At 37.8% G+C, this 12196-nt stretch carries 11 protein-coding genes; 6 read left to right on the top strand and 5 right to left on the bottom strand.

Annotated features, from left to right (window positions below; genetic code table 11):
• Positions 1–173: 173 nt before the first annotated feature.
• From rpsB to rplM, 3 genes are read right to left on the bottom strand one after another with little or no spacing between them, the layout of a single operon-like run.
• A complete protein-coding gene (rpsB, locus tag B4Z90_RS15695) occupies positions 174–971 on the bottom strand; it encodes a 30S ribosomal protein S2 (RefSeq protein WP_070563093.1) in 798 nt (265 codons plus the stop codon).
• A gap of 18 nt (positions 972–989) precedes the next feature.
• A complete protein-coding gene (gene rpsI / locus B4Z90_RS15690) occupies positions 990–1376 on the bottom strand; it encodes a 30S ribosomal protein S9 (RefSeq protein WP_070563091.1) in 387 nt (128 codons plus the stop codon).
• An 11-nt stretch (positions 1377–1387) separates the two neighbouring features.
• Entirely contained in the window at positions 1388–1831 is a 444-nt protein-coding gene (gene rplM / locus B4Z90_RS15685; protein WP_046671993.1) for a 50S ribosomal protein L13, read from the bottom strand.
• A gap of 235 nt (positions 1832–2066) precedes the next feature.
• On the opposite strand from rplM, the gene B4Z90_RS15680 reads away from it, so the two are divergent.
• From B4Z90_RS15680 to B4Z90_RS15660, 5 genes are all read left to right on the top strand, one after another.
• Positions 2067–3788 (top strand): tetratricopeptide repeat protein, encoded by a 1722-nt coding sequence (locus B4Z90_RS15680; protein ID WP_286766926.1) that lies wholly within the window; start codon positions 2067–2069, stop codon positions 3786–3788.
• Entirely contained in the window at positions 3778–4581 is an 804-nt protein-coding gene (locus tag B4Z90_RS15675) for a DUF4292 domain-containing protein (protein ID WP_070563085.1), read from the top strand. Before B4Z90_RS15680 ends, B4Z90_RS15675 begins: the two co-directional genes overlap by 11 nt.
• Positions 4582–4689: 108 nt before the next feature.
• Positions 4690–6003 carry a murein hydrolase activator EnvC family protein gene (locus B4Z90_RS15670; protein WP_112375502.1) on the top strand — a complete coding sequence of 438 codons (1314 nt, stop codon included), beginning with the start codon at positions 4690–4692 and terminating at the stop codon, positions 6001–6003.
• Between the two features lie 93 nt (positions 6004–6096).
• The gene (tatA, locus tag B4Z90_RS15665; protein ID WP_046671996.1) at positions 6097–6294 is read left to right on the top strand and encodes a twin-arginine translocase TatA/TatE family subunit; all 198 of its coding nucleotides are present in this window, start codon (positions 6097–6099) and stop codon (positions 6292–6294) included.
• A 183-nt stretch (positions 6295–6477) separates the two neighbouring features.
• Positions 6478–7944: a LysM peptidoglycan-binding domain-containing protein gene (locus B4Z90_RS15660; protein ID WP_083295828.1), complete on the top strand. Its 1467-nt coding sequence runs from the start codon at positions 6478–6480 to the stop codon at positions 7942–7944.
• Positions 7945–7953: 9 nt separating this feature from the next.
• Here the strand turns inward: B4Z90_RS15660 and B4Z90_RS15655 are convergent, their stop codons facing one another.
• Positions 7954–8466, bottom strand: coding sequence for a phosphoribosyltransferase family protein (locus B4Z90_RS15655; protein WP_070563077.1), 513 nt, complete (start codon positions 8464–8466; stop codon positions 7954–7956).
• Positions 8467–8571: 105 nt separating this feature from the next.
• Positions 8572–9153 (bottom strand): C40 family peptidase, encoded by a 582-nt coding sequence (locus B4Z90_RS15650; protein WP_046671999.1) that lies wholly within the window; start codon positions 9151–9153, stop codon positions 8572–8574.
• A gap of 536 nt (positions 9154–9689) precedes the next feature.
• Here B4Z90_RS15650 and thrA point away from each other — a divergent pair.
• Positions 9690–12137, top strand: coding sequence for a bifunctional aspartate kinase/homoserine dehydrogenase I (gene thrA / locus B4Z90_RS15645; protein WP_070563074.1), 2448 nt, complete (start codon positions 9690–9692; stop codon positions 12135–12137).
• Positions 12138–12196 lie beyond the last annotated feature (59 nt).

The raw sequence follows: 12196 nt of genomic DNA, 5'->3' as shown, positions 1-12196 counted from the left end.
TTACGACTGAAATTTGTACAATATTAACTTAAAACATGTTAAGCTAATATGAAGTTTAACATTTCTTGATAAACGAGTATTGTTAAACCAAAAAACCGGACAGAGAGGCTAGTTCAAGAAAAGTAAACTTTTCCAGAAACTAACGCTACGCCATCCGGTTTGGAATAAAAATATTATTCTCCGTCTTTCGCTTTGCGAGGACGTTTAGCTTCTGAAGCATCACTATTATCAACTTTTGCTTTAGCAGCAGCAGCATCTTTTTCAGCTTCTTCTTCTTTGTCGCGTTTGCGCTCGTCCAAACCTTCTTGGATTGCTTGACCAATGATACCGGCGATTAAACTAATAGATTTACTAGCGTCATCATTTGCTGGGATTGGGAAATCAATGTTTGAAGGATCAGAGTTTGTATCTACCATTGCAAAAGTAGGGATGTTCAATTTCATTGCTTCAGAAACAGCGATGTGTTCTTTTTTCACATCGATGATGAATAAAGCAGCTGGTAAACGGTTCAAATCAGCGATACCTCCTAAAAGGTTTTCTAATTTGATACGCTCACGTTGAATCATCAACTTCTCTTTTTTAGACAATACATCATATGTACCATCTTTTTGCATTTTGTCAATGTTAGACATTTTTTTGATAGACTTACGAACTGTAGCGAAGTTTGTAAGCATACCACCTAACCAACGCTCAGTTACAAAAGGCATATTAACCTCTTTTGCTTGTTGTGCGATGATCTCTTTTGCTTGTTTTTTCGTAGCGACGAATAAAACTTTGCGACCTGATTTTACGATTTGTTTGATAGCTGAAGCAGCTTCTTCTAATTTCGTAAGAGTTTTGTTCAAGTCAATGATGTGGATACCGTTGCGTTCCATGAAAATGTACTTAGCCATTTTCGGATCCCATTTACGTGTAAGGTGACCAAAGTGCACACCTGCATCCAATAAATCTTGATAAGTAGTTCTTGCCATTTTTTGATCCTCCTTTGATTAACGTTTACTGAATTGGAATCTTCTACGAGCTTTACGACGTCCTGGTTTCTTACGTTCAACCATGCGGTCATCACGTGTTACTAAACCTTTAGCGCGTAATGCAGGTTTAACTTCTGGGTTAAGCTCAACCAAAGCTTTTGCGATCGCTAAGCGAACAGCTTCTGCTTGACCTTTAACACCACCTCCGTTAACGTTTACTTTTACATCAAAGTTTGCTAATTCACCAGCTACGTTCAATGACTGTGTAGCGATGTATTGCAAAGGTAATGTTGGGAAATACTCTTTGTAGTCTTTACCGTTTATGATAATGTTTCCGCTACCAGCAGTTAAGTAAATGCGGGCAACAGCAGTTTTTCTTCTTCCTGAAGTGTTAGTTGTTGACATGACGATTCTCCTTAAAATTTAACTGGTTTTGGATTTTGTGCTTCATGCTTGTGCTCAGTACCAGCATAAACGTAAAGGTTTTTAAACAATTGACGACCTAAACGGTTTTTAGGAAGCATACCACGAACAGCTTTTTCAATAATGCGTTCAGGAAATTTAGCCATTAACTCTTTAGGAGAAACGAAACGTTGACCACCTGGGTATCCAGTGTAGCGTACGTAAACTTTGTCGCCTAATTTGTTTCCTGTCAATTTAATTTTGTCTGCATTGATAACAATCACGTTATCTCCACAGTCTACGTGTGGGGTGAATGTAGGCTTATGCTTACCACGAATTACTTTCGCGATGTTGCTCGCCAAACGCCCCAAAATCTCTCCTTCAGCGTCAACAACGATCCACTCTTTGTTAACGGTGTTCTTGTTGGCAGAGACAGTTTTGTAACTTAACGTATTCACTTGCTTTTGTTTAAATAATTTATTAAAAAATTTTTCTTCCCCTTATCTCAAGGGTCTGCAAAGGTACATCTATTATTCTATATTTTAAAATCTATTTTGCTTATTTTGTTGAAAACGAGTTGAATTTCAAGCGAGCCCCACTAATCTCAATATTTTTACAACTTCCTCGAATGAATATTGTTACATTAGTTAGTATATTGCAGGAAGAATTTTTAAATTATTATAGCGGAAGTAGATGAGATTGAATTTTTTAGATAAGCGATTTTTTTTAAGTTTTATTGGTTTACTCCTAGTAGCACTGGGCTCATTAAAGGCACAATCTCCGGATAATAAGCCTAAACCTTACGATGCACGACTCAAAAACGTACAGGAAATATTGAAGCAAGGAAAAATTGGCCCGGGGATGGATTCTTTGGATGCTATAATCGCAGATTACCCACAAGCCGATGACATCTATTTTACAAAGGCAATTCTTCTTGCGCAGATGAGAAATCAAGATGGAGCGATCGAAGCTATAAAAGAAGCGCTGAATATTCAGTCGAAGCCGGAATATCTAAGTTTTGCTGTAGATGCATTTAAAAGTAAAAACGACGCGGATAGTGCTTTAATCTATCTCGATAAGTTGATAGATCGAGATGACAATAATACTGCCTCACTAAAACGGGAGCGTATCATGCTCCTTTTCAATGGTGGGTACAAGGATGTGGCTTTGGAGTATTTCTATAAAACCAAAGAGATCGCTGTCGCTTCTGATACATTGGACATGGTTGGCAGTGTGTTGTTAAATGATGCCGGTAATTATAAAGCTGTCATTGATCTTTTGAAGCCCTGGGCAGACAAAGGGACTTCGCTGGCTCAAGTGTATGGACAATTAGCGCAAGCCTATAATCTTTCCAAAAATTCGAAGCTTGCATTGGACTACATTAATAAAGGAATTCAGACCACAAAAGAGGATTTTCTTTATTTCGATTTGGCTGATCTCTATCGATTTGATAAAAAGCTGAAATTATCTTTTGATGCACTTAAGCAAGGATTTCAATCTAAGAAAGTTGATTTTGCAGATAAGAATCGGATTATAATGACCTTGTTGAATCCGAAAGGTCCCTATACAAAAGACCAACTTTTGGAATTGGTGAATATCTTGGTTGAAGTTCATCCACGTATTGCCGAAAGCCATATGGCAAAGGGACAAGTGTTATGGTTGAGAGACGATAAGTCCGCTGCTCAAAGTTCACTAGCGGTAGCCGTGAGTATGAACCCCTACCAGATCGATGCTTGGCGGATGCTGATGAGTTTGGATATGGACAAAGGTGAATTTGATCAAGCCATTGCACATGGTGGGGAAGCGCTGCACTATGTGTCCAATAATGCGACCATACTCTATTTTACGAGTATGGCCTATTTGATGAAAAAAGACATGGAAAATAGCCGAAAGTTTATGGAGGCTGCACTTAATAATGCACAGGATGAATCGCCTTTTCTACAAGCAAATATTTATGGGGGATTAGGTGATATTTATAATTCACTTCAGATGTATAAAGCCTCTGACGCGGCTTATATCGAAGCTATTCGATTGGATAGTACAAATGTGACGGCGATGAACAATTTAGCATACTATTTGTCGTTAAGAAAAGAACGACTTGATGAAGCTATAAAGTATGCCGCAATGGCGACGAAATTGCAGCCCAATAATGGAACTTTTGAAGATACCTATGCTTGGGTACTTTTTGCAAATGGAAAATATGATGACGCACTAGTATGGATTCAAAAAGCGTTAAAAAATACAAATCCGCAAACGGCGGTATTACTGGAACATTATGGCGACATTTTGATTAAGTTAGGGAAAACAACGGATGCCGTTAAGCAGTGGAACCTCGCTTTAGAAAAGGGAGCTGATACGGAGGAGGGTAAGCTGAAATTGAAAAAGAAGATTGAGACTAAGAGCTATGTGGAATAAAATTGTTTGGGTTAGTGCTGTTGTGTTGCTGCTTTCTTCTTGTAGTTCTAAGAAGAAACTACTAAAAGGTGCTGACCTTAAAGCTGAAAACGAGTTGACCATAAAAGATAATACAAGGGAGGCGAAAAAGAATAGCTTACGTGATCTTTTTTTGACCAATTTGAATTATTCTACTTTTTCTGGAAAAGCGAAGATGCGTCTCGATCTTGGGAAGGACAATTATGATGTCACTTCTACTATTCGAATAGAGAAAGATAAAAGGATCTGGATTTCCATTTCTGCTACACTGGGTATAGAGGTTGCCCGGGTATTGATCACTCCAGACAGTGTACAAATTTTAAATAAGTTTCAGAGCGAATATATGGTTAAGCCATTTGACTACCTATATCGTTTTGCCAGTCCGGATTTAACTTTCGGAAATCTACAGGATTTGTTGCTAGCCAATCTTTCGGTGAATCTATTGTCCGATATTGATCAGGTTAATTTTAAACAGGACTCGATGTCTGTCCAGTTGGATGGCAAACTGAATGAACTAGATTTTTTATATAAGTTAAATAATAACAATAGGCCTTATCAGTTTAGATTAGCGCAACTTTCAAAAAAACAATTGCTGGAGGCCAATTACGGTGAATATGCCATGGCCTCTGGACAAGAATTTCCGATGCTTTTAAAAATGATCATTTCTGATGGTCGTCAAGAGATAAAAACAGAGATAAATTTTAACAAAGTGACTTTTAATGAACCAGTCGAAATGCCTTTTTCAGTATCGTCACGTTACAAAGTAATCCGATGAGAAGCTGTCTATTTCCTTTAGATTTATTACTTTCGCAATTAGTTTGCTAAAGTATGGGGTGAATTAATAGGATAGAAAGATGGCAAACACAAAAAAATAGTACTGTAAATGAACTTTAAAAAGACAATACTTGGTATAGCTGCTTTCCTATTCATGATTGGGATTTCATCGGCGCAGACTAGGGCTGAACTTGAAAAACAGCGTGAGAAACTCAATCGTGAAATTGCTGAATTACAGAATACGGTCAAAGAGATTGCAAAGGAAAAATCACTTACTCAACAACAAGTGACAGCATTGAGTAAGCAGATTAATTTGCGCGAGCAGAAGATAAATACCATTACTTCGGAAGTAGCTGTAATTAACAAACATATCAATGCCAATACCGCTGCCGTAAATAAGTTAAAGGCCGAATTGGAGAAGATGAAACGTGACTATGAGAAGATGGTGATGTTTGCGTTCAGAAACCGGAATGCCTATAATAAATTGATGTTTATTTTTGCATCCAAGGATTTTAATCAGGGGTTCCGACGGGTTAAGTACTTACAACAGTTTAACGATTCTAGAAAGCTGAAAGCTGCCGATATCGAAAATACCAAGAAACAGATTGAACAAAAAATTGCTCAATTGCAGGCGGACCGAAACAAACAGGTTGCCTTGATGAAAGAGCAGGAAAATGAGAAAAAAACCATATCTCAACAGCGATCTGTTTATTCTGGACAATTGAGTGAATTGATTGTTACAGAGCGCGGCGTGAAGAAAGATATTACCCAAAAGCAAAAAGAGGAGCGTCGTATTAATGCGGCCATCAAGGAGATCATTAGAAGAGAAATTGAGGCTGAACGTCGACGAGCTGAGGCGGCGCGTCGTGCTGCGGAAGCTGCTGCTGAACGGAATCGCAAAGCGAATGAGTCCACATCAAATACAAAGGGTAAAAATAATACAAGTTCGAAAGGCAGTAATACTGCGCGAAAATCAGATTCTGAAGTCTTACGTAGTACTCCGGAAGCAGTCAAACTTTCAAATGACTTCAGATCGAACCGAGGTAGTTTGCCTTGGCCTGTTTCTAATGCGAAGATTATGCAAGAGTTTGGTTCAGAAAGTGTCGGTAGAAATGTCAATTGGGATCATGAAACTGTCAAAATACAAACATCAAGCGGTTCGGCCGTGAAAGCAGTATTTAATGGAGAAGTTTTGAGTATAGTATCGATGATGGGGCAGCGTATTGTCATGATTAAACATGGTGAATACTTTACTGTTTATATGAATTTGGCTGGTGTAAGTGTTTCAAAAGGACAAAAAGTAAGTACGGGACAGACGATAGGGACGGCCGATGTAGATTCCGATACGGGAGTTCCGATGGTAGAATTTTCTGTACTACAAGGAACAACACCACTGAATCCGATGTCATGGTTGGCGAGATAAGAAATAATTACTATATTTAATAATTATCATTACATTTGTAAATAGAGAGAGAAGTTTTAGTTTAAAAGAATTGAAAAACAAGAAATTATAGTTATGTCAACATCATTATTAATCATGGGAATCGGGGGGCAAGAGTTAATTGTCATTGTAGTAATATTGTTACTATTATTTGGTGGCAAGAAGATTCCTGAATTGATGCGCGGATTGGGTAAAGGAGTAAAGGAATTTAAAGAAGGCCAAAAAGATGAGTCTTCACCTGAAAAAAAATCTGAAGTAGAAGATAACAAATAAGGGAGGTTTTGATCCCATATAGCATGGATACGATTTTGTGATGAACAAAATCGTATTTTGTTTTATACGCGACCTATAGCGAAATAGGACGAAAACCATTTTATACTAAAATCCATTTCTAATCGTTTAGATTATTGTTGATTTTTCAGCAGATGAATCAAACTCGGATTTAACAGTAAATTTATGATCGGAAAACAGACGTTAATTTCAATACTAGGAGGGGTATGCTATGTACTACCACTCATGGCCCAAGAAAGCGCTGTAGAAGGTATGAAAGAAGCTGCCCATACCTTCTTTCAAAAAAGCATCGAAAAAGAAAAACAAGACATTTACCAGTACCTGGACAGTATAAAATCTTCCGGAAGTAACCGACAGCATGATGCTGAAATTACAGATGAAGATATACAGCTTGTACGGAAATTAAAGGCAATAGAACGTGAGGTTCCATTAGACTACTCACCACGAGTGAAAGATCTGATTGCCAAATACACGTCGGATAATTATAATCCCTATATGTGTAGGATGATGGGACTAGGACAATACTATTTCCCATTGTTTGATAAAATCATGGATGAAGTAGGAGTGCCGCGGGAACTCAAATATCTAAGTGTAGTCGAATCATCATTAAATCCACGTGATATCTCTAGTGCCGGAGCAACAGGCTTATGGCAATTGATGTATTATGAAGCCAAAACTTATCATCTTACGGTGGACAGTTATACCGACCAACGTATGGATCCGATCGCTTCGAGCTATGCTATTGCAAAAATCCTAAAAGAAGCTTATGATGAATATGGCGATTGGTTGTTAGCGATAGCATCCTATAATGGCGGTAAAGGAGCGGTTAGCCGTGCGATCCAACGTTCGGGAAAGGAGAATGCTACTTTTTGGGATATCGCTCCATATCTAACGCAACAGACCCAAAACTATATCCCTAAGTTCATCGCAATGACCTATGCGATGAAATATGCGGACGAAAATGATATCAATGCTGCGGATACCGAACTTTCACTGAGAACTCAAGCATTAGATATCAATAAGCGTATTTCATTGAACCAAATAGCGGATGCTTTACAGGTGTCAAAAGAGACATTACGTGCATTGAATCCTAGTTTTAAAAAAAATGTATTAAATGGCACTGAAGGGTCCCCATTGCGATTAGTTTTACCTGTATTGGATAAAAAGATTGCCGCAGAGGAATTGTATGCAGCGCTCAATACGCCAATATCTTCGGTAAATCCTAGTCAGACAGAAAATCCAAGCGAGCCTTTACAGAATGGGAAATATAAAGTGAAAGTTGGTGAGACATTCGCTTCCATTGCTGACAAGTTTGAAGTAACCGTACAGGATATAAAATCTTGGAATAACCTGCGTGGAAATCAGATTGTCCCTGGACAAAACTTACTGATAAAAAAGGAGGATGATTTCGTCAATGCGAAATTAGCTCGTAACACAGAAAGGTCTTCAAAGAAAAACCAACAACGTGCCGCTAGCGCCACGCGTACAGCTTACTATGTCGTTAAGAAAGGTGATACATTATCTGAGATCGCAGATAAAAATGGCACATCAGTCGGTCGACTTAAAAGTGAAAATGATTTAAATGGAAGCCGGATAAAACCGGGGATGAAATTGAAAGTCTCAAAAAAATAACAGCATGGTTTAAATTAACCATGCTGCATCTTCTTCTTTGTCAAATTCTTCAAGAGTAACGGTAACATGTTCTCTTAATATCGTTGAAAGCTTCGTACCATAGTAGTCACTAAATATAGGGAACTTATGGTGGCTTCTATCAATTAATACAGCCGTTCTCATTTTCTTCAATGGAACGTTTAAGAATACACCCAGTCCATAGGCTAAGGCTCTACCACTATTCAGTACATCATCGACTAAGATGATGGTCTTATCTTTTGCAATATCAACAGGTATGTCTGTGCTTGCACTCAACGATCTACTCGTTTTCTTCATAGTAACTTTAATCAGCAGGATTTCCTTCGTTGAAATCTCCTGTAAAATCGCCTGAAGGCGTTGTGCAAATACATAACCCCGGTCAGCAATTCCTACCAATACAAGTGTTTCATCTTCAAAATTGTCTTCCAAAATTTGATAGGCAATCCGAATAGATTTTTGTTTTATTTGTTCTTTATTTAAGATGAGCGTTTTCTTTGAAGACATAATAGTATTCCAATGATTATGGGGTAAAAATAGGATATTATATTGTATAAAAAAAGTCCAAAACGAGTTAAACGCTTTGGACTTTTCGAGACTGAATCAATCTTATTAATTCAATTTATTATCTTTTTCCGCTTTTAATATTTCTGCTGTAAGCGATCTATTATCTTCTGGTAAACGACCACCATTGTAATAATAACGTCGCCAGTATGGCTCATCTAAATTGCTAATCATAACTCCTTTACTGGACGAGGCATGTGCAAACTTATTATCGCCGATATAAACACCTACATGGGTAATACTTTTACTTCTAATTTTGAAGAATACCAAATCACCTGCTTTTAGCTCATTTTTTTCGACAGTTTTGACTTGAGAATATTGATTTCTGCTATTATATCCTAACGAAGTGTTAAATACTTTGTCGTATAATTCATAAGAAAATTTAGAACAATCAATGCCTCTTTTTGAATCTCCTCCTAAGCGGTATGGAGTTCCCAACCATTCGTAAACAAATTGATAAAGTTTGGTATTTGTTGTTGCTGAGACTGCAACTCCCATGATTTGTGAAAAGTATTCTTTCGCTAGATTATCAGGATCTGATTCTGGTTTGGAGTTTCTGTTGGTTTGTGCCTGCGACACTAGACATAAGCCGATAAATAGCATTGACGCTATAAATTTCTTTGTTTTCATTAAATCGCTTTTTTGTACAACATTTAACTTTTAAAAATTTAACACTGTCATCTATTTTGGACAGCACTGTTGCGAATATAATACAATATCAGTTTAGGGTCAAATTTATTTTAAGGTATTTAACGAAATTTTAACAATTTTAACATCTTCATAACGCCCATTTGGGCATATTGTACTTTAATAATTCTGTCAACGATCAACGACAGTGCCTCGACTACCTGTTCGAGTAAAAAACGCTCCCCTAATGTCAGAATGCCACTTGATTATATGTCTCATTGTGAATCTTAAAAAAAATATTAATTTTCTTTGGTAAAGTGATAATATTTGTTCTATATTTACAAAACATAAGCAAAAGCAATGAACACAAATACAATTATTACATCGATTATTATTACCACCGGGATAAAACTCAGGAGGAAGTAGTTTCGTTGTATATAATTGTAGACACAATATTTAGAAGCGCTTTCCTCGACAAAGGAAAGCGCTTCTTTTTTTAGCATAAAAATCATCAATCTAAACAAACAGTATAAAACAGTATGAAAGTTTTAAAATTTGGAGGCACATCGGTCGGGACGGTAGAAAGTCTAAAGGCGGTCTTAAGCATTGTAAAAAAATCTTACGATGCAAAGGAAAAACCATTGGTTGTGTTGTCAGCTATGTCAGGTGTAACAAACTTACTTACCCAACTGGCGGAGGACGCTGCCGAAGGAAAGTCCTTTTCGGATGGTCTAAAGTCCTTGGAAGATAAGCATTTTACGGTTGTCAAAGAGCTCTTGGCTGTGAAATATCAAAATCCTGTATTTACAAAGCTAAAGTTGTTTTTTAATGAGATAGAAGATCTCCTGCAAGGAATTTCTGCACTAAAGGAGCTGAGTAATCAAAGTAAAGATTTGATCCTTAGCTACGGTGAGCGTTGCTCAAATTATATGGTATCTAAGGTGATGGAACAATATATTCCCGAGTCTCTATTTGTAGATGCATCCCATTATGTGAAAACTGATTCAAATTTTGGTAATGCACATTTAAATGAAATGCTAACGGAGCAATTGGTGAAATCATTGTATATCACGCATGGTGATAAACTACTGTTTGTCACCGGTTTTATCGGAAGTAATGAAAATGGACGTATTACCACCTTGGGAAGAGGTGGATCAGATTATACCGCAGCGATCTTCGGGTCGATACTGGACGCAACAGCCATTGAAATTTGGACAGATGTGAATGGGATGTTAACTGCCGATCCACGTATTGTGAAGAAAGCGTTTTCCTTGCCTGTATTATCATACACAGAGGCAATGGAGTTATCTTACTTCGGTGCTAAGGTGATTTATCCTCCAACGATGATTCCGGCTTTCTTAAAGAAAATACCGATAGTTATTCGAAATACTTTTGAGCCTGATTTTTCAGGGACAGTGATTCAGTTTGATAGTGGAAAAACTGCGCTGCCAATCAAGGGGATTTCTTCGATCTCGGATATTTCTGTCATCAACCTGAGTGGATCAGGGATGATCGGTAAATCGGGTTTTAGCGGGCGGCTTTTTACGCTATTGGCTCGAGAGCAGATCAATGTTGTGCTAATCACGCAATCATCTTCCGAACACAGCATCACATTTGCTGTCAATCCATCGGATGCCAAACGCGCTATACAATTGATCGAAGTGGAGTTTGAGCTTGAAATCCAGGCAAATAAACTGGTCGTTCCTGCGATCGAAGAAAACCTGTCGGTCTTAGCTATCGTTGGTGAAAATATGAAAAAAACTCCCGGCATGGCCGGTCGGTTATTTGCAGCATTAGGACGCAACGGTATCAACGTCCGTGCTATTGCACAGGGATCATCCGAATACAATATATCTGTAATTATTGGTAAAGAAGATTTAGCGAAGGCACTTAATGCCGTACATGATGCGTTTTTTGCAGAGCTAAAGAAAACGCTGCATGTATTTAATATCGGTACCGGTAACATTGGTGCAACTTTATTTAAACAATTGGAAAATCAGCATGACTTCCTATTGGATAAAAATGATATTGAAATTAAAGTTGTTGGAATTTCCAATAGCCGTAAAATGCTTTTCAATACCGAAGGTGTTGATTTAAATAATTGGTCGGATGAACTTGCTAAAAATGGAACTGAATCAGACCTGGCATTGTTTATAGATCGAATGAAAGCGCTGAATTTGCCGAACTGTGTATTTATCGATAATACTGCAAGCAAATTACCTGCAACCTACTACGAAGATATCTTTAAATCCAATATTTCAATCGTCACCTGCAATAAAATTGCGAATTCAGGTAAATTCGAGCAATATAAAACATTACGCGATACTGCTCATCGACACGGTGTAGATTTCTTTTATGAAACAAATGTAGGTGCAGGATTGCCTATCGTCAGGGTGCTCAAAGACTTGATGCTGAGCGGTGACCGTATTCTGAAGATAGAGGCTATTCTTTCAGGGACAATCTCGTATATTTTCAACAATTTTAAAGCAGATGCTTCTTTTTATGATATCGTCAAACAGGCTCAGGAGCTGGGATACACCGAGCCAGATCCAAGGGATGATTTAGGTGGTGTAGATTTTATGCGTAAAATGCTCATCCTGGCGAGAGATGCGGGGTATGCTGTTGAGGCCGAAGATGTAGACCTCGGTGCAATATTACCTCCAGCATGTTTGAAAGCAGATACAGTAGATTCTTTTTATACAGAATTGCAACAGGAAAATGAATATTTCGAAGCAATGAAGAAGAAAGCAGCCAATGAAAATAAAGTAATCCGCTACATCGGGAAATTGGAAAATGGAAAGGTATCCATTGCGATTCAGTTTGTTGATGAAAATCATCCTTTTTATGCTTTATCAGGCAGCGATAACATTATATCGTTTACAACAGAGCGTTATAAAGAACGTCCCCTTGTCGTAAAAGGTCCTGGTGCGGGAGCTGAGGTGACAGCTGCCGGTGTATTTGCAGATTTGGTAAATGTCGGAGCATAAAAACTATTCAAGGAAAATAAAAATTACGTGATGGCCAATAATTTAAATGTGGAGTATCT

This window comes from Sphingobacterium sp. UBA5639, assembly GCF_002421245.1.
GTDB lineage: Bacteria > Bacteroidota > Bacteroidia > Sphingobacteriales > Sphingobacteriaceae > Sphingobacterium > Sphingobacterium multivorum.
Note: the sequence above shows the minus strand (reverse complement) of the source record. Positions and strands in the feature narration are given on the sequence as shown.

Coding starts and splice junctions, on each gene's coding strand:
- rpsI (WP_070563091.1), bottom strand. CDS start 1,376: ATGTCAACAACTAACACTTCAGGAAGAAGAAAAACTGCTGTTGCCCGC.
- rpsB (WP_070563093.1), bottom strand. CDS start 971: ATGGCAAGAACTACTTATCAAGATTTATTGGATGCAGGTGTGCACTTT.
- tatA (WP_046671996.1), top strand. CDS start 6,097: ATGTCAACATCATTATTAATCATGGGAATCGGGGGGCAAGAGTTAATT.
- B4Z90_RS15675 (WP_070563085.1), top strand. CDS start 3,778: ATGTGGAATAAAATTGTTTGGGTTAGTGCTGTTGTGTTGCTGCTTTCT.
- B4Z90_RS15670 (WP_112375502.1), top strand. CDS start 4,690: ATGAACTTTAAAAAGACAATACTTGGTATAGCTGCTTTCCTATTCATG.
- B4Z90_RS15680 (WP_286766926.1), top strand. CDS start 2,067: ATGAGATTGAATTTTTTAGATAAGCGATTTTTTTTAAGTTTTATTGGT.
- B4Z90_RS15655 (WP_070563077.1), bottom strand. CDS start 8,466: ATGTCTTCAAAGAAAACGCTCATCTTAAATAAAGAACAAATAAAACAA.
- thrA (WP_070563074.1), top strand. CDS start 9,690: ATGAAAGTTTTAAAATTTGGAGGCACATCGGTCGGGACGGTAGAAAGT.
- B4Z90_RS15650 (WP_046671999.1), bottom strand. CDS start 9,153: ATGAAAACAAAGAAATTTATAGCGTCAATGCTATTTATCGGCTTATGT.
- B4Z90_RS15660 (WP_083295828.1), top strand. CDS start 6,478: ATGATCGGAAAACAGACGTTAATTTCAATACTAGGAGGGGTATGCTAT.